Genomic DNA, 17,387 nt, shown 5'->3' on the forward strand with positions numbered 1-17,387 from the left:
AGAATGGGGAACTTCGAGAAGCAAAGCGTACCTCCGGGAGTGCTTTCTCCCGTCGGCATTCCCATAATATCCTGCGCGCAGCCCCTGCCTCATCGGCTGGCCGCGCGCAAACTGCTCGCATTGAACGATGATCGCGTGTCAGGCTGTCTTGGCCTTGAACTCAAGCCGACGGCGATGAAGAACCGGCTCGGTGTAGCCGTTGGGCTGCTTGGTGCCTTCAAAGACCAGCTCACACGCTGCCTGGAAGGCGACCGAGCCTTCATAATCAGCAGACATCGGACGATAGAGCGGGTCGCCGGCATTTTGACCATCCACGACGGCTGCCATGCGCCGCATGGTCTCCAGAACCTGTTCCTTGCTGGCAACACCATGATGCAGCCAGTTGGCGATATGCTGGGAGGAAATGCGCAATGTGGCCCGGTCTTCCATGAGGCCGACATTGTTGATGTCCGGCACCTTGGAACAGCCGACCCCCTGCTCTACCCAGCGGACGACGTAGCCAAGAATGCCTTGCGCGTTGTTGTCGAGTTCAGCCTGAATGTCGTCCGGCGCCCAGTTGGGCCTTTCGGCGACGGGAATAGACAGAATGTCTTCCAGCTTGGCCGCGTGCCGTGACTTCAATTCCTGTTGTCTATCCTGAACGGCAATCTTGTAATAGTGCATGGCATGCAGGGTTGCCGCCGTTGGCGAGGGAACCCAGGCCGTGTTCGCTCCTGACATCGGGTGCCCGACCTTTTGCTCCAGCATCGCGTGCATCAGATCAGGCATGGCCCACATGCCCTTGCCTATTTGTGCGTGCCCCGGCAATCCGCAGGCGAGCCCGACATCAACATTGTTGTTCTCATAGGCCGCAATCCAGGTGGCTGCTTTCATGTCACCCTTGCGGATCATCGGACCGGCTTCCATGGATGTGTGCATTTCATCACCGGTTCGATCCAGGAAACCGGTGTTGATGAAAAAGACACGATCCTTTGCCTGCCGGATACACTCCTTCAGGTTCACTGTCGTGCGCCGCTCTTCGTCCATGATGCCCATCTTGAGCGTGTTTCGCTCAAGCCCGAGTGCGTCTTCCACCCGGCTGAATATCTGCGACGCGAAAGCCACTTCTTCTGGGCCGTGCATCTTTGGCTTCACGATATAGACAGAGCCGGTGCGGCTATTGGTGCCGCCGCCGTTGGGGCCAATGTCATGAAGTGCAATCAGCGACGTGATCATGGCGTCGAGCAGGCCCTCAGGCACTTCGTTTCCATGCTCATCGAGAACGGCATCAATCATCATCAAGTGACCGACATTGCGTATCAGCAGCAGTGAACGACCATGAAGCTTTAGTGCGCTGCCATCCGGTGCTGAATAATTCCGGTCGCCATGCAAGCGCCTCGTCACCGTTTCACCGCCTTTTTCAAAGGTCTCCTGAAGGTCCCCCTTCATCAGTCCAAGCCAGTTGGTGTAAACGACAACCTTGTCCTCGGCGTCAACGGCAGCGACAGAATCTTCGCAATCCATGATCGTCGACATTGCGGATTCCAGGACAATATCCGAAATGCGCGCCTTGTCGGTTTTGCCGATCGGATGCTGACTGTCGACATTGATTTCCAGGTGAAGACCGTTCTTTACCAGCAGAACCTTGTAGGGGTCCGCAGGGTCGCCGGCGAAGCCGGCAAACTGGGACCTGTCTGCAAGGCAGGTAGAACCGCCGTCGACCGAGATCAACAGATTTTCGTCTTTCACTGCAAGGCCTGTGATATCCGACCAGCTTCCAGCGAGAAGCGGTGCGGTCTCGTCCAGCACACGGCGCGCATATGCAATGACTTCTGCGCCGCGCGCGGCATCAAAGCCGCCCGGTTGCGGGCGCGAACCCATGGCATCGGTGCCATAGAGTGCATCATAGAGCGACCCCCAGCGCGCGTTGGCGGCATTGAGCGCATAGCGCGCATTCATGACCGGAACCACGAGCTGGGGTCCGGCAACTTCACCAATCTCCGGATCGACATTCTGCGTACCGACTTCAAAATCCGGCCCTTCCGGCACCAGGTATCCGGTTTCACTCAGGAACGCTTTATATGCGGGCATATCCGGAGTTCCGGAATTGGCCTTGTGCCAGCCATCAACCCTTGCCTGCAGTTCGTCGCGCCGCGCGAGCAGTGCCTTGTTCTTTGGCGCCAGATCATGGATCAGTGCAGACAGACCTTTCCAGAAATGCTCCTGTTCGACACCACTTTCCGGCAGGGCTTTCTCATTGACAAAGTCATATAGAACCTGGGCAACTTGCAACCCGTGGACGTCGATCCGGCCTGTCATTCGTATTCTCCGCTCAGAACATGCGTGTTTTGCTTTACCCAGTGTTTTGGGGTCAAAGGCCCCGATCGTCAATTGCCGTCCTCCAAGCATCACTTTTTCTTTTTTGGAAACAATCATTTTCATTATCTCCGAGAATATAGAACTGCATTCGAAGATATTGTGCTTTCGCAACGTCCTTTGATCCGCTACCTCTCGTTCTCCCGCTCACTCCTCACAGGACCTCATGCGCGCTCTCGCAAAACGATTTGGCGACCTGACCTTCGGCAATGCCATCGTCATGCTCGGCCTGACCACACTGTTCTGGGGTGGAAACACGGTCGCCGGCCGTCTGGCAGTCGGTGAAGTTTCTCCCATGGCGGTTGTCTTCCTGCGTTGGGTGATTGTCGCGTCCATCATGTTGCCGCTGCTGTGGCCGCGCATCCGGGCAGACTGGCCGGTCATCAAACCATTTTTCTTTCCGCGCATGGTGCTCATGGCAGCTCTCGGGTTTGTGGCCTTCAATTCGCTGTTCTATATCGCTGCCGGTCAAACGACAGCGGTCAATCTCGGCATCATTCAGGGTTCCATGCCCATTCTGGTTCTGATCGGTTCCGTGATTGCCTTTGGAGCAAAGGTTCGGGTGTTGCAGGTGTGCGGCATCCTGTTGACCTTGGCGGGCGTCACCTTGATCGCCGCGCAGGGCAAACTGGAGACACTGCTTGCACTCGCCGTCAATCCCGGTGACGGCGTCATGTTCATCGCTTGTGTTCTTTACTCCGGTTACACCCTGGCTCTCCGAAACAGGCCGCAGGTTTCCGGACTGGTGTTCTTTGCAATTCTGTCCGGCATTGCCGTTGCCACCTCAATCCCGGGCCTCCTTTTCGAAATCAGTGCAGGCACAGTGCAGTGGCCCACCGCCAAGGGATGGCTGGTGGTGCTATACATTGCCGTCTTTCCCTCTTGCCTGTCGCAGATCTTCTTCATGCGCGGTGTGGAGCTGATCGGTCCGGCTCGGGCCGGGGTCTTTATCAACCTGGTCCCGATTTTTGCCGCCGTATTGGCAGTGTCGATCCTGAACGAACCCTTCAAATGGCATCACGGCCTCGCACTGGTGTTTGTCCTCGGTGGCATCTGGCTTTCGGAGCGAAAAGCCGCCAGCGCCGCGTCGCCTTAACTGAAATTCATAAATTAATTCGACCGGTTATTTGAAATTGCCGCATTCGCGGGGCACATTGCCGTAATGGATACCCCACTGATTACAGGCGTCTTCGCGCTCTTATTGATTACGATTTCCGTGCTTCAGCCGATCGCACGACGCCTTGGACTTGCGCCCAGTGTTCTTCTGGCCATGGTCGGAACGCTGATTGGTATTCTCGCTACCTATCTGCTTTATACGGCCCATACGGATGCACTCAACGAAATCGCGGCAGTCTTCGTAGATCCTCCGCTGAACTCGGAGATGATCCTCTATATTTTCCTGCCTATTTTGCTATTTCAGACGGCGCTCACGCTGGACGTGCGGCGCATGTTCGAAGATATCGGCCCCATACTGGTCATGGCAGTCGTCGCGGTTTTCGTGGCAACGGCCTTTATAGGTTTCGCGCTTTATCCACTGACCAGCCTCGCCAATATTGCCGGCATCTCCCTGCTCGCCTGCCTGTTGCTTGGAGCGATCGTTGCAACGACAGACCCGGTCGCGGTCGTCGCCATTTTCAGGGATATCGGCGCGCCGCCCAGACTCGGCAGGATTGTTGAGGGCGAAAGCCTGCTTAACGATGCTGCCGCGATCGTTATCTTCGTCATCATTCTGGACATTCTCACCGGCAATCAGTCCATGTCGGCAAACGAGGCGCTTGTAGCCTTTGTCAGATCTTTCATTGGCGGCATTGTCGTCGGCACTGTGCTCGCACGAATAGCGGTCTCCTTGCTGCCGCTTATGCGTGACCTCCCTCTGGCGCAGGTAACACTCAGCCTTGCTCTGCCTTATGGGACCTATGTCCTCAGCGACCAGTTCGCAGATGTTTCAGCAGTTGTTGCTGTTGTCTGTGCAGGAACAGTGTTCAATCTTTATGGCCCTGCCCGCATACAGCCTGCCAACTGGCGGTTCCTGCATTCGGTCTGGGAACAGATTGCGTTCTGGGCTGCGTCCCTCATCTTCCTGCTGTCCGCAATTCTGATCCCGCGATTTGTCGAAGGCTTCACACCCATCGATATCCTGCTTCTGGTGGTGGTCGTGCTTGCTGCATTTGCCGCACGTGCAGTGGTGATCTTCGGACTGTTACCGGTCTTGAGCAAACTGCGAGCCGGGCAATCGGTGAACAATCGTTACAAGACGGTGATGCTCTGGGGAGGCATGCGCGGCGCAGTCACATTGACGCTCGCACTCAGTGTCTCCGAACATACCGGGCTGGGTGAGGAGGTCTCGACATTCATAACGAAGCTGGCGACCGGCTTTGTTCTTTTCACACTGCTGGTCTATGGCACCAGCTTGAAACCTTTGATCCGCCTGCTCGGTCTCAACAAATTGAATGCGCTCGATGAAGCGGTCAGAACACAGTTTCTGGCGTTGTCGCTATCTGATGTGCGTCAGGAAATCGAAGAAGCGGCAGAGAACTATCACATCGAACCGCGTGTCACCAAAAAAGTCCTTCAGGACTATGAGGAGCGTGCTGCAGCTGCGGCAGCCGAGACCAACAAGCTGGAAGAACTCAGCGACTGGGATCGCGTGCGTATCGGGCTGATCGCTTTGGCAGATCGCGAACAGCAACTTGTTCTTCAGCATTTTCATGAAAAGACGATTTCAGGCCGTTCGGTTTCGCGCTTTCTGACATTGACCGGACGCGTTGGCGACCTTACCCGAAGCGACGGTCGCTCGGGATATAACAAAGCAGTTCGCAAGCCGCTGAAATTCGGCCTCGGATTTCGACTTGCACAGATGCTTCAACGGCGGCTGCGCATTGCAAGACCCTTGGCAAACCGGCTTGCCGACCGGTTCGAGTTTTTGCTGGTGTACCGTATCCTTGCTGACGACTTGATCGATTTCAACAATCTGCATATCAGACCGCTGCTCGGCGAACGTGTCGCGGATATTTTGCAGGACACACTGGCCATTCGCCAGGACGAGACCATGCAGGCAATCGATGCCCTGCGTCTTCAATACCCGGACTATGCAGACGCCCTGGAGGATCAGTTCCTGCGCAAGGCCGGTGTGCGTCTGGAAGAAACGGCACTCGACAATGCCCGGGACCAGATGCTGATCGGCACAGAGCTTCATCGGAACCTGCTCCGTGATGTTGAACGGTCCCGGCGATCCAGCCACACGCGACCGAAACTCGACCTCGGGCTGAAAACCCGGGAACTGGTCAGCGCTCATCCGCTGTTCGCAGATCTTCCACGCAAGCAGCAAAAGGCGATCCGGCGCATGATGCGGCCGCAATTTGCAACGCCCGGAGAAAGACTGATCCGAAAGGGTGACCGAGGTGACGCCGCCTACTTCATCGCATCAGGTGCCGTGGAAGTGCGCGCGCCGACACATAATGTGCGCCTGGGACGTGGCGATGTTTTCGGTGAAATTGCGCTCATGACCGGCGGTCGTCGCAGCGCGGATGTTTTTGCCCTTGGCTATTGTCAGCTCCTCTACCTCAAAGCCCATGATTTCAAGGCATTGATGGAGCAGCACCCGGATCTGCGCGATCACGTGGTCGGCCTGGCGCAGGAACGTCAACTCATGAACGTCGACGAGCCTGAGCACGACGTTGAGGATCCGGTGTTTCCGGTCTTCACCAAAAAAGACCCGGACACGCCACAGGAAGATGACGCGCAAGTCGCAACACCAGAACCTTCGGAATTGGCGAAGCCGGAAGCAGACCGTATCGACAAAGTCGATATTGTAGCCGGTGATGCCAACCCTGAATTGGCCGAAGCAGGAAGTGCCGCACCGGAGCCTGCAAATGACGCCACGGCCGCCAGACAGCCGTATATCGAGCCTTCGCCAGAAAAGACCGCCAATGCTGAGGAACTTTCCAAAACCTCAGAGCCTGAGACATCAGATCAGACACTAAAAAAGGAGACCGCATCCGGGTGATGCGATCTCCTTGAACGAACCAGGTCTTCCGGATCAACCGGCCTTCTGGATTTCGACCGCGTGCGGATACGGAATGGAAATGCCGCCTGCGTCGAAGGCTTCCTTCACCGTTTTCAACATGTGGAACTTGAGCTCCCAATAGTCGCTTGCGTTGCACCATATACGGACGCCCAGATCCACTGAACTGTCGCCGAGATTGGTCACGCGTACCCAGGGCTCAGGGTCCTTCAATACTCGGTCGTCGGCATTCGCAACATCCAGAATGATCTGTGTGGCCTTGTCTGCGTCATCTCCATAGTCGATGCCGAAGGTCAGATCGAGGCGGCGTGTGTCGTGTGCAGAATAGTTGGTCACCACCGTGCCCCACGCCTTGCCATTGGGCATGATGATCTGAACGTTGTCTGGCGTTACCAGTTCGGTGACAAAAATATTGAGGTCCTTCACGGTTCCGGATGTGCCACCAATGTCAACGAACTGACCGATCTTGTACGGCCGGAAAATGATCAGCATGACACCGGCCGCGATGTCGCTGAGCGTTCCCTGCAAGGCCAGACCGACGGCCAGAGTACCTGCACCGAGAACAGCAACCAGGCTGGTTGCCTCAATGCCGAACAGCTGAAGGATCGCGATGATGGTAACCAGAAGCACCAACCAGCGAACGATGGAAGCTGCAAATCCACCAATCGTGTCGTCGATTTGCGGGTGACTGACGATCCGTTTTCTGACAATGCCCGCCAGGAAACCGGCCAGGAACCAGCCGATAATCAGGACAACAAGGGCTTTCGCCGCATTTATGATGAGCGGCATGTAGACGCCCATCTGGTCCATTGCACCTTCCATCGGTATTACTCCACTTCATTCAATCGGTTTGAATAACCGTGACTAGTAGCAGTGCAATTGCCAAGTTTCCAGAACATGTGCTTGGCAATTGCAACAGGTTTTGTTGGCTTCAGGCACCTTTTGCGCCTCTTCATTGACCGCCAAGTGGGCACCAACGGCCCGCCGGTTAGCTGTGACCCCGTGAGGCCCAGTCCTCAAGAAACTGCGCCATCTCCTCATTGCCGCAATTGGTCAGGAATTTGGGGTGAAGAACACTGCCTGCTTCAAGCAGCAACCGCGCGCACTGGATGTGGTCAGCTTCCGATCTTTGTGGTGCGAATTCCGATCCGTGTAGCACCGTATCGAGTGCATCACCTCCGTATCCGTTTGTCCTATCCAAATCCGGATTGAAGGAAAGGAAGAATGTGATCTCAGGAACCAGACCATTCCAACCGGCGATGTGAAGCGGTGACATTCCCATGCTGTCGATCGCGTTCGGGTCAAGCCCGGCCTTCACCAGCGCTTTCGCGTGGTCGAGCCTTCCAGGTTCGCCGACGAGATTGGTTAAGAGGCATTTGTCCTCGTCGTTTAAGTCCTGGACAATCAGCTGGCCGGGTTCAGGTGCCCCATCCGCGCACTTGGCCAGAACTTGCTCGTTTGCCGACAACTCGGGTGCATGATCCCGAGACTCCAGATATCTGGCGGCTGCACGGTTTCCATAGATCCGCGCAAGACCATAAGGAGTGTGCCCCTTCCAGATCCCCGACGGATCGGCTCCGAATTCGAGAAGCAGCTCGATCACCGCAACCGACCGCCCGCGCCGAACCGCCTGATGAAGGGACGGTATCGTGTCCATAGGCTCTCCGCTCGGATGATCCGGCACTGACAAATTCGGGTCGGCCCCCGCCTCCAGCAACAGACGCACCATGTCCACATTCTCCGTGTCCAGGGCGCGCGGCAAGGCGTTTGTACTGTTTGGTTTGGCGCCGCGCTTCAGCAGCAGCGACAATGCCCTCGTCTGACCAAGCTCGGTACTGTGGTACAGGCTTTCATCGTCATTCGGATCAGCTCCGCGATCCAGCAGCCATTTTCCAAGCTCGAAGTTATCGGCATGACACATCGCACCGTACAGCGCCGACAGCTTGTGTTCTAGGCCGGGCTGTGCCGGATACCTGTCATCGACATCTGCACCGTTTGCGACCAGCAGTTCGGCTATGGACATCATGTCATTCAGTTTCTCAGGGCGGCGATGGATTTCCTTTGAAAACGCGAGATGCAACAGGGGCGAGCGAATGCCGACAATTCGGGTTGCAACATCCCGGTCGCCCTCGATTGCGCTGCGCACAGACGCCAGATCGTAGAGTGCAACTTGCAGTCCGAAGTTCTCGTCTTTGAGATCAGGGGCATCCTGAAGCAGTTTTTCGGTGATCCAATGCTGACCGAAATAGAGCGCCATTTTGAGCCGCTCGGCTTTTTCAGCCTTGCTCATAGCCGCACTTTCCAGCGCGAATTTTAGCTTCGGCCAGCTCTCCTGGCCCGCTTCGCACGCGATCACATGCAGAAAATCCGCATGCCGAAGCGCCTTTGCCGGGTCAACGTGCGCGGCAACGCGTGCAAATGCGTCGGCATCACTATTGGCATGCGCCTTTTTGAGCTGCCTTGCAGCTTTCTTGTAGCTATCGAGGGAAGACAAAGGTCCATTGGACATGGCTTTTCTCCTGGTTCAGGCCCGGACGATCCGCTGTTTTCGGGCGCAGGTGAAAAACCGGCTTATGTTGTCAGTGGTCAGGGTGCTTGCGCTTTCCGCGGATCCGGCAGCCGCCCTCATCGGCTCCGAAAAACTGCCTGAACGGGTCCAAAAAAGCAACCCCGTTCAGGCCAATGATCAAGTCTGATTCACTTAGTAAGCGGTCCGAGTTCGCATGGTGCTTCGCTATCATCTGGAACGAAGAAATCGGGCGCCAGCGAGAGGCTCGGGTCAACGCGGTAGCGTTTGAAATCAGTAACACCACGACTTGCAAGGAAGGTGTCGTCGATCAGGAACTCGCCGGTAAAGTCTCTCGACGGCGAAGTGAAAATCTCATAGGCGGCATCCGCGAGGATGTCTGGTGTCCGGCTTTGCTGCATCATCTTGTCGCCGCCAATAATGTTCTTTATGGCAGCAGTCGCAATCGTAGTGCGCGGCCACAAGGCATTGACGGCGATCCCTTTGGACCGGAGTTCTCCCGACAAACCGAGCACCACCAGACTCATGCCATATTTGGCAATCGCATAGGGTGTGAAGGGCGCAAACCATTTTTCCTTCATGTCGAGTGGCGGGGACAGCATCAGTATATGTGGATTGTCGGCATGCTTGAGGTGTTCAATTGCATGCTTGCAGCAAGCCATCGTCCCGCGTGTGTTGACCTGGTGCATCAGATCGAACCGTTTCATGTCCGTTTGCTGAAGAGGCGTCAACTGTATGGCGCTGGCATTGTTGACAAGAATGTCGAGCCCGCCGAAATGGTCAGCCGTCTGGTCGATCGCGGCCTTGACCGCCTCATCCTCGCGCACATCGAGAACGATCGGCAGCGCCTTGCCGCCGGCGGCCTCGATATCTTCGGCAGCTGTAAATATCGTGCCTTCTAGCTTGGGATGAGGTTCTGCGGTTTTGGCGGCGACCGCGATGTTTGCACCATCACGGGCTGCTCTCAATGCGATGGCCTTTCCAATGCCACGAGAAGCACCGGTGACAAAAAGTGTCTTTCCCTTCAGGGACATGAAGACCTCCTCCAGTGTGTCAGCCAAAGCTTGACCCATACTCAAATGCGGGTCGGGTGTAAGCTCAGGCCTTCTTTTTCATCATGAATGCCTGAAAGGCAGCAATCGTTTCCGGTGCGGTCAATCTGGCTGCAAAAATCTGAATCTCTTCTTCCACCCGCTCGGAAAGCTCATCGACATTGCCGCGCAACAACTTGCGGGACAATGCCATGGCTTCCGGTGGTTTTGCGGCAATGTTCTTTGCGCAGGCGAGCGCCACCGCATCCACATCGTCCTCAACAATCTGGTTGACCAGGCCGATTTGCACCGCCTTTTCTGCTGTAAACGCGTTGCCCAGACAAAGCAGTTCAAATGCGCGCGCATGCCCCATCAATTGCGGACCCAGCAGACTGGATCCGGCCTCGGGCACAAGGCCCAAGTCAACGAAGGGTGAACGGATAAGCGCACGCGGGCTTGCAAACACCATGTCGCAATGCATCAGCAGTGTCGTACCAACGCCAATGGCAATGCCGTCGACCGATGCAACAACAGGCTTCTGATTTCGAACCAAAGCCCGCAGGAAACGGACAACCGGCGTGTCTGAAATAGCGACCTTGCCCGCATATTGCAGGAAATCGCCGATGTCGTTTCCAGCGGTAAAAACCTCAGGCTGACCGCAAATCAGGTGACAGCGCACATTCGTGTCGCTGTTGCCTTGTTCCAGAGCTTCCGCGAGGTCGCTATACATCTGCCCGGTCAGAGCATTCTTTTTCTCCGGCCTGTTCAGACGCAATGTCTGAACGCCGTTCTCCAGTGTTTTCAGGATCACCCCAAATTCTCCAATCGGCGCGTTCAGGAGGCCAAGGCTTCTGCGTCGAAGGCCGTGATCGCTTCGGCAGACAGCAGAATGTCGGATCTCAAGCCCGCAGTTTCGCCCAGCAGCGTTTCGCAGTAGCTTCGTGCCAGAAGCGTTCGTTCCGCCATCCTTGCCGCAGGCTCATCTGCAGAACGCAGCGCGCCTTTGCAAAGCAAGGCGCCACCAAGTGCCAGCCCAGCGATGCGCAGGTAAGGCGTAGCACCGGAGAGCGCATCGGCAACCCTGCCTTCCGACAATGCGGCAAGCATGTAGTCGGTTGCCTCTTCCAGATCCTTGATGCCGGCGAAAAGGCGCTCCGACGCAGCTCCGAATTCCGGGCGATTGGATGCGGCAACATCGCTGGCTATCCTATTGAGTTCATCAATAAAGCCCTTGATGTGCTCCCCACCGGCAAGTGGCAGCTTGCGCAGAACCAGATCTATGGATTGAATCCCGTTCGTTCCTTCATAGATCGGAGCAATACGGGCATCACGAAGATGCTGTGCAGCGCCGGTTTCTTCGATGAAGCCCATACCGCCGTGGATCTGCACCCCGAGTGAGGCGACCTCAACACCGAAATCCGTCGACAGAGCCTTTGCAATTGGTGTCAGCAGACTGGCGCGATCGTTCCAGAATGCCTGTTCAACCTCGTTGTCCACGACGTTTGACATGTCGATCGCATGAGCACAGGCGTAACAAACGGCGCGCGCGACCTGCGTTCGCGATTTCATGCCGAGCAACATGCGCTTGATGTCCGGATGACGCGCGATCGGGCTCATGCCTTCGCTTTTGTCACCGGGTGCCTTGCCCTGCCGCCGTTCGACGGCGTAGCCCAGGGCGTGCTGATAAGCACGTTCGGCAACACCGAGACCCTGAATCCCAACTGCCAAACGCGCATTGTTCATCATGGTGAACATGCAGGCCAGACCCCGGTTCTCTTCGCCGATCAACCAGCCCTTCGCGCCGTCTTCATCACCATAGACCATGGTGCATGTGGGAGAACCGTGAATGCCCATCTTGTGCTCAACGCCCGCGACCGTGACGTCGTTTCTCTCGCCTAGCGAGCCGTCATCATTGACCAGGAATTTTGGAACCAGAAACAGCGAAATACCCCTGGTGCCTGCGGGAGCGTCAGGCAAACGTGCCAACACCATGTGAATGATGTTTTCGGTCAGGTCATGATCGCCATAGGTGATGAAGATCTTTTGCCCAAAGATGCGATAACTGCCGTCATCGGCACGCTCCGCCTTGGCCTTGAGCGCGTTGAGATCCGACCCTGCCTGAGGTTCCGTCAGGTTCATGGTGCCCATCCACTCGCCTGAAACCAATTTATCAAGATACTTGGCTTTCAACGCATCGGAAGCATGCTTTTCCATCGCTTCAACAGCGCCGATTGTAAGCGTCGGACCGATGGCGAATGCCATTGAACCGGAATTCCACATCTCCATCGCCGCTGCCGAAAGCATCTGTGGCAATCCTTGCCCGCCATGTTCGGGTGCCGCCGTCAGGCCATTCCAACCGCCTTCGATCCATGCATGATATGCGTCGCGCCATCCAGGAGGCGTCGACACGTTTCCATCCACCAAAGGTGTGCCATGCTTGTCGGCAACGGTGTTGAGTGGGGCAATTTCTTCGGCTGCAAACCGCCCGGCCTCATTCAGGATCGCATCCACAAGATCGTCTCCCAACTCAGCGTGATGCGGATTGTCCTGCAGATCATCCAGGCCGCAGACACGCTTCAAGGTGAAAGCAATTTCCTCGACTGGTGCGCGATACATTCAGGTCCTCCCACGAACGGCCGGGTTTACGACGTCCGGTATTGTTTTTCGCTGTTTTAAGCTTGACGCGAGGCGGGCTTCTCCGCAAAAGGCGCGTGTGTACAGCAGTTGGACAGGACAATAGACCAGTTGACGTTAACGTCAACCCATGCCGCAGCGGCAGGTCCTCGTCTTTTTTGTGGTAACCGTTCGCCGGCTTCTGAAATCATTGGAACATTGGGTGTTGGATGCAGCGCTGGACCCTCGATACCGACTTGCCCAACTGGCAATCCACACCGCAGGCAGAAGCGGTCGCGGAAGTGCTATTGAGCGGCAACCTTGCTGCAATTCCAACGGAAACGGTCTACGGACTGGCAGCAGATGCGACCAATGGGCTGGCCTGCGCAAAAATCTTTGAGGCCAAGGGGCGACCGCAATTCAACCCGCTGATCTCTCATCTGCCGTCAACTGAAGCAGCGCTTGAGCACGGGGCATTCAGTGACAAGGCAATCCGCCTTGCGAAAGCTTTTTGGCCAGGCCCTATGACGTTGGTTGTGCCACAGAGAGCATCGTCATCCATTTCCGATCTGGCGACCGCCGGACTTGCGTCCGTTGCGCTTCGTGTTCCAGAAGGCCCGGTCATGCGCTTCCTCGCTGAAAAGACAGGGCGACCACTTGCTGCACCAAGCGCAAACCGCTCAGGCAGGATCAGTCCGACACGGGCCGAAGACGTTATCGCGGATCTTGGCCCGGCACTTGGAGCGATTGTCGACACTGGCCCCTGTCCCGTTGGGATCGAATCCACGATTGTCGGCCTTGTGGACGACCAACCACTCCTGCTCCGTCCGGGCGGCCTTGCGCGCGAAGATATCGAGGCGGTTCTCGGTGAGCAACTTGAATGGGCCGAAGGCAACGGGACAGAAAATGCACCGACGGCTCCGGGAATGCTGTCGTCGCACTACGCACCAGATGCCAAGCTGGTGATGAACGCGACCGAGGCCAGCCCAGCAGACGCATTGTTGTCATTCGGTCCTGATCCTTTTCCGGGTGCAGAAAGAGCCTTTTCTGAGATTAATTTGAGTCCGTCCGGCAACCTCGCCGAAGCTGCTGCAAACCTTTTTCACGCCATGCGGACGCTCGATTCCAGCGGTGCTGACGTCATTCGCGCACAAATTATCCCCAACTTTGGATTGGGCGAGGCAATCAACGACCGGCTGCGCCGTGCGGCCGCCCCGCGCGGAACCGGCTGAAGGCCCGACTTTCACATAGAAGGGTCAGCAACCTGGCGATGAAAATTTTGCCGCTTTCTTTACCACTTGTTAAAAAAGCCTTAAAAATCAGCAGCTCCCGAACATCTCCTGATGCGGGAAAACGTGTCCAATCAACTTAAGTTAAGTTCATGATGCGGCAAGAAACGTCAGCCAGTTTTTAAGTTACGCTCGCGTGATGACGTAACTTCTCCTAAGCAAATCGCCCAATAAGAATGGTCAAAATTGGGTATCCAATGCACTTATCAACACCGGCATGCAGAGGGATTACGGTAAAAAGCTCGCATTCCCTTACTGGAATCACGTAGTTTAACAATCAGAATTGAGATGCAGCGGACCTCCCCTCGGGCATTGCGGTGCTCGCACCTTTACCAAGGCCGGCAAAATTGCCGGCCTCTTTTTTGGCGCAAAGCACCTTCAGGCCTCTGCACGCCCTGATACCTATCGTCAATTGACAGCTTCAAACACAACCGTTCTGATACCCGGACAAAATTTAATCAAATAACGTCCGGAAACGTCCCTTTGTCCACGCTCATCCTGCATCACACATCTTATCTGGATCACCTGACCCCGGTTGGGCACCCGGAACGCCCCGACCGGATACGTGCGATCGATCGCATTCTGGAGCATGAGAAGTTTCAGTCCGTTGAGCGGGATCTTGCACCGATGGGTGCTGTTGAAGATATCGCACGTGCGCACCCGATGAGTTATGTGGATCAGCTGCACCGGCTCGCTCCTACCGAAGGCACCGCGCGAGTGGATGCCGACACGACCATGTCGCCAGGTACTTGGGAAGCGGCACTACGCGGCGTCGGCGGTGCCTGCCGGGCGGTGGACGAAGTGCTGACCAAAAAGGTCAACAACGCCTTTTCGGCTTCACGCCCACCGGGACATCATGCGGAAAAAGACCGCTCGATGGGCTTTTGCTTCTTCAACAATGTTGCAGTTGCTGCCCGATATGCGCAGGACAAATACGGCATCGACCGGGTGGCGATCATCGATTTCGACGTGCACCACGGAAATGGAACCCAGGATATCTTCTGGGACGACCCGAGTGTCATGTATTGCTCCACACACCAGATGCCGCTCTATCCGGGCTCCGGCGCCGCGTCCGAAACCGGTGAGGCAAACACAATTGTCAATGTGCCGCTTGCTCCCGGAGAAGACGGTGCGGGTTTCAAGGAAGCGTTTGAGGTAATCGTTCTTCCACGGCTTGATCACTATGCGCCTGAACTGGTGATCATTTCAGCCGGGTTCGATGCACATGCGCGGGATCCCCTGGGAGGCCTCAATCTGGTTGAAGCCGACTTCGCCTGGGCCACGCGGGCGCTCATGGATGTCGCGGACAAACACTGCGACGGCCGCGTGATTTCCGTGCTCGAGGGGGGTATGATCTTGAAGGACTGGCCCGCTCAACCGCTGCTCATGTCATGACCCTGATGACGGGCTGACGGGTGTTTCTGACCTGCGGCCTCAAAAGCACGGGGATCTTTCATGTCATAGCTGCGCGGGGTCTTGACGTTGGCCTCCAAGCCCGCAAGTTTGCACCAAGGCGCTTCTTGGCGCTGGACGCAAACCAGGAACCGCACTGATGACCGACGCTGCAAACGACATTGACAGCCTTTCTTTTGAAGAGGCGCTCAAGCAGTTGGAAACCATCGTGAGAGAACTGGAACAGGGCAACGTACCGCTCGAGCGAAGCATAGAGATGTATGAACGCGGAGACGTTTTGCGCAAACACTGCGATACGCTTTTGAAGTCTGCAGAAGCCAAGGTTGAAAAAATTCAACTCGGACAAAACGGAGAGCCGAGCGGCAGCGAGACACTCGATCCGCAATAGAATTCAATCCTTGTACAAAGCCTTCGTGGCGACACTGCTGGTTTCCCCTAACCGGTTGCCTGCCTCCTATGGCACCTGCAACTCCGGAGACATTGGCTCGCCTAGAGACACATGCAAAGTTGATGACTTTGCTTGTGTCAACGGCAGATTCATAAACCGACATGCGGGCTTCCAACAGAGCTCACAGTCAAAACAGGCGATTTATATTGCCTTTTTTAGGCTGTATTGATATCAATATTTACAGCCTCAAGAGGACTCTATGTAATAATTAGTAGATCAAACACTGTATGCCTGTACTTAGCAAAACAGATGAAGTCGAACTACTTTTACGCGTCCTTGAGTGCTCAACACAATCGGAAGCATGGCCCCGGATTCTGGAGGCAATCGATTCCAGCCTTGCCTGCAAGTGTTTTCTCGCCGAGTTTGATGATGACGGCGATCCGCTTTCTGGGTTTGGCGGCGAAGCACCCGCAAGAGATTTCGGAGCAGTGCTAGCGCGCATTGAAACAGAGGGCGGGCGAACTGCGCTCCAGTTCCTGATCAGCGAAGCGTCTCTTTTCTATCCTTATTGCAAGACAGCACTGAACCGGCACGCTTCTGCATCCGATGACGTTTCCCGGGTGAATCAGGCCGGTGCGATGGATCGAGTGTCCGAAGTGGACACGGTAGCACCCCTTCAACAAGCTCCCGGATTGATCTCTCCTGTCTGGCGTGGTGACCGAACCACCATCCTATTCGGATGCTTCTTCCTGAAACATACGCCTGAAACCGTTGATGTTGCCGTTGCCAGCGAAACGTTCCGGCGATTGACCAAAGCAATCTCACCAGCTCTCAGCCTGCACTTTCAGCTTGAAAAGGAACGCGTCGGCAATCTGATGCAGCAGGTCCTGCTTTCCTCCCTGGACCGTTCCGTCATTCTCATCAGCGCAGATCGAGATATCCTTGCAACAACACCCACTGGTTCAACTGCATTTGCCGACATCGACGCAGCCGAACCAAGGCGCGGCAAACTTGTCATCAAAAACAAGTTGATCGAATCGGCCCTGCAAGACCTATCTGCGGGGTGCAACTCTGCGCAGCAAACATTCAAGTCTTCCGGCACCGCAGATCAGACCCGTTCGGTCTATGTAACGGCAGCCGACAATGCGCCTCGCAGGGTTGCCATCGAAATGGTCCCCCCGGCACTGACGGAGAGTAGTTCTACATCGACACCCTGGTTTCTTGTCAGTGTCAGCGAACCGGCGGATTTGCCGGAAGAACTCGAGCAGGTTCTGCAGGATAGATACGATCTGTCCCAGTCAGAGGCTCACCTGGCCCGGAACCTGACGATGACCGGGTCGATGAACGAGACGGTGGCACAGCTCGGCATTACGCGAAACACGGCCAAAACCCACCTCAGGCGTATCTATGAAAAGACAGGCGCTCATACACAACTGCAACTCGCAAGCCTGATCTACAGGCTCGCCGGACTGTTCTAGGACAGCTCAGCAAATTGGTGCCAAACACCGCCTAACTGTTTGAACGTACAAGCGAAAAACGATGACAGGACATTGCCTTGAACAAAAAAATGGGGCCGCGAGATGCGACCCCAAGTTGATCACTGTGCACGTGGCCCCATCGACCACGATAAATTCATTAGGCCAGATCCACCAAAGATGCATCACCCAAACGGGTGATTGCGTATAATTTCGTCAAAAGTTGCGCAGCATTTGCACCAGTGCCACCTTATTTTCAAAGATCGATAGAC

11 protein-coding genes and 1 pseudogene are annotated in these 17,387 nt (G+C 55.8%); 6 read left to right on the plus strand and 6 right to left on the minus strand.

The annotated features are described in order from the left end of the window. Nucleotides 1–138: 138 nt before the first annotated feature. The gene (locus ACZ1HV_RS08775) at nucleotides 139–2,298 is read right to left on the minus strand and encodes a malate synthase G (protein ID WP_472717850.1); all 2,160 of its coding nucleotides are present in this window, start codon (nucleotides 2,296–2,298) and stop codon (nucleotides 139–141) included. Between the two features lie 223 nt (nucleotides 2,299–2,521). On the opposite strand from ACZ1HV_RS08775, the gene ACZ1HV_RS08780 reads away from it, so the two are divergent. Further along, on the plus strand, nucleotides 2,522–3,451 hold the full coding sequence (locus tag ACZ1HV_RS08780) for a DMT family transporter (protein WP_472717851.1): 930 nt from the start codon (nucleotides 2,522–2,524) through the stop codon (nucleotides 3,449–3,451). Between the two features lie 66 nt (nucleotides 3,452–3,517). Beyond that, nucleotides 3,518–6,361: a cation:proton antiporter gene (locus tag ACZ1HV_RS08785; protein ID WP_472717852.1), complete on the plus strand. Its 2,844-nt coding sequence runs from the start codon at nucleotides 3,518–3,520 to the stop codon at nucleotides 6,359–6,361. A 33-nt stretch (nucleotides 6,362–6,394) separates the two neighbouring features. Here ACZ1HV_RS08785 and ACZ1HV_RS08790 read toward each other — a convergent pair whose 3' ends face one another. From ACZ1HV_RS08790 to ACZ1HV_RS08810, 5 genes are all read right to left on the minus strand, one after another. Next, nucleotides 6,395–7,201, minus strand: coding sequence for a mechanosensitive ion channel family protein (locus ACZ1HV_RS08790; RefSeq protein WP_298813646.1), 807 nt, complete (start codon nucleotides 7,199–7,201; stop codon nucleotides 6,395–6,397). Between the two features lie 166 nt (nucleotides 7,202–7,367). Next, a complete protein-coding gene (locus tag ACZ1HV_RS08795; protein ID WP_472717853.1) occupies nucleotides 7,368–8,888 on the minus strand; it encodes an ankyrin repeat domain-containing protein in 1,521 nt (506 codons plus the stop codon). Between the two features lie 188 nt (nucleotides 8,889–9,076). After that, entirely contained in the window at nucleotides 9,077–9,940 is an 864-nt protein-coding gene (locus ACZ1HV_RS08800) for an SDR family oxidoreductase (protein WP_472717854.1), read from the minus strand. 64 nt (nucleotides 9,941–10,004) lie between these two features. Further along, nucleotides 10,005–10,748 carry a crotonase/enoyl-CoA hydratase family protein gene (locus ACZ1HV_RS08805; protein ID WP_472717855.1) on the minus strand — a complete coding sequence of 248 codons (744 nt, stop codon included), beginning with the start codon at nucleotides 10,746–10,748 and terminating at the stop codon, nucleotides 10,005–10,007. 23 nt (nucleotides 10,749–10,771) lie between these two features. Continuing rightward, the gene (locus ACZ1HV_RS08810) at nucleotides 10,772–12,553 is read right to left on the minus strand and encodes an acyl-CoA dehydrogenase (protein ID WP_472717856.1); all 1,782 of its coding nucleotides are present in this window, start codon (nucleotides 12,551–12,553) and stop codon (nucleotides 10,772–10,774) included. Between the two features lie 227 nt (nucleotides 12,554–12,780). On the opposite strand from ACZ1HV_RS08810, the gene ACZ1HV_RS08815 reads away from it, so the two are divergent. The 4 genes and pseudogenes from ACZ1HV_RS08815 (at nucleotide 12,781) to ACZ1HV_RS08830 (ending at nucleotide 17,118) form a co-directional block, all read left to right on the plus strand. Further along, nucleotides 12,781–13,782 carry an L-threonylcarbamoyladenylate synthase gene (locus ACZ1HV_RS08815; RefSeq protein ID WP_472717857.1) on the plus strand — a complete coding sequence of 334 codons (1,002 nt, stop codon included), beginning with the start codon at nucleotides 12,781–12,783 and terminating at the stop codon, nucleotides 13,780–13,782. A gap of 540 nt (nucleotides 13,783–14,322) precedes the next feature. Then, a pseudogene (locus ACZ1HV_RS08820) lies at nucleotides 14,323–15,251 on the plus strand (histone deacetylase family protein). Between the two features lie 140 nt (nucleotides 15,252–15,391). Continuing rightward, nucleotides 15,392–15,640, plus strand: a complete 249-nt coding sequence (locus tag ACZ1HV_RS08825; RefSeq protein ID WP_472717858.1) for an exodeoxyribonuclease VII small subunit — start codon at nucleotides 15,392–15,394, stop codon at nucleotides 15,638–15,640. 287 nt (nucleotides 15,641–15,927) lie between these two features. Next, on the plus strand, nucleotides 15,928–17,118 hold the full coding sequence (locus ACZ1HV_RS08830) for a helix-turn-helix transcriptional regulator (RefSeq protein WP_472717859.1): 1,191 nt from the start codon (nucleotides 15,928–15,930) through the stop codon (nucleotides 17,116–17,118). Nucleotides 17,119–17,387: the final 269 nt, after the last annotated feature.

The organism is Roseibium sp. JB4-4, from assembly GCF_055693425.1.

What these genes read in the sequence shown, in the direction of transcription:
- ACZ1HV_RS08775 (WP_472717850.1), bottom strand. Translation starts at nt 2,298, where the DNA reads ATGACAGGCCGGATCGACGTCCACGGGTTGCAAGTTGCCCAGGTTCTA.
- ACZ1HV_RS08780 (WP_472717851.1), top strand. Translation starts at nt 2,522, where the DNA reads ATGCGCGCTCTCGCAAAACGATTTGGCGACCTGACCTTCGGCAATGCC.
- ACZ1HV_RS08785 (WP_472717852.1), top strand. Translation starts at nt 3,518, where the DNA reads ATGGATACCCCACTGATTACAGGCGTCTTCGCGCTCTTATTGATTACG.
- ACZ1HV_RS08790 (WP_298813646.1), bottom strand. Translation starts at nt 7,201, where the DNA reads ATGGAAGGTGCAATGGACCAGATGGGCGTCTACATGCCGCTCATCATA.
- ACZ1HV_RS08795 (WP_472717853.1), bottom strand. Translation starts at nt 8,888, where the DNA reads ATGTCCAATGGACCTTTGTCTTCCCTCGATAGCTACAAGAAAGCTGCA.
- ACZ1HV_RS08800 (WP_472717854.1), bottom strand. Translation starts at nt 9,940, where the DNA reads ATGTCCCTGAAGGGAAAGACACTTTTTGTCACCGGTGCTTCTCGTGGC.
- ACZ1HV_RS08810 (WP_472717856.1), bottom strand. Translation starts at nt 12,553, where the DNA reads ATGTATCGCGCACCAGTCGAGGAAATTGCTTTCACCTTGAAGCGTGTC.
- ACZ1HV_RS08815 (WP_472717857.1), top strand. Translation starts at nt 12,781, where the DNA reads ATGCAGCGCTGGACCCTCGATACCGACTTGCCCAACTGGCAATCCACA.
- ACZ1HV_RS08825 (WP_472717858.1), top strand. Translation starts at nt 15,392, where the DNA reads ATGACCGACGCTGCAAACGACATTGACAGCCTTTCTTTTGAAGAGGCG.
- ACZ1HV_RS08830 (WP_472717859.1), top strand. Translation starts at nt 15,928, where the DNA reads ATGCCTGTACTTAGCAAAACAGATGAAGTCGAACTACTTTTACGCGTC.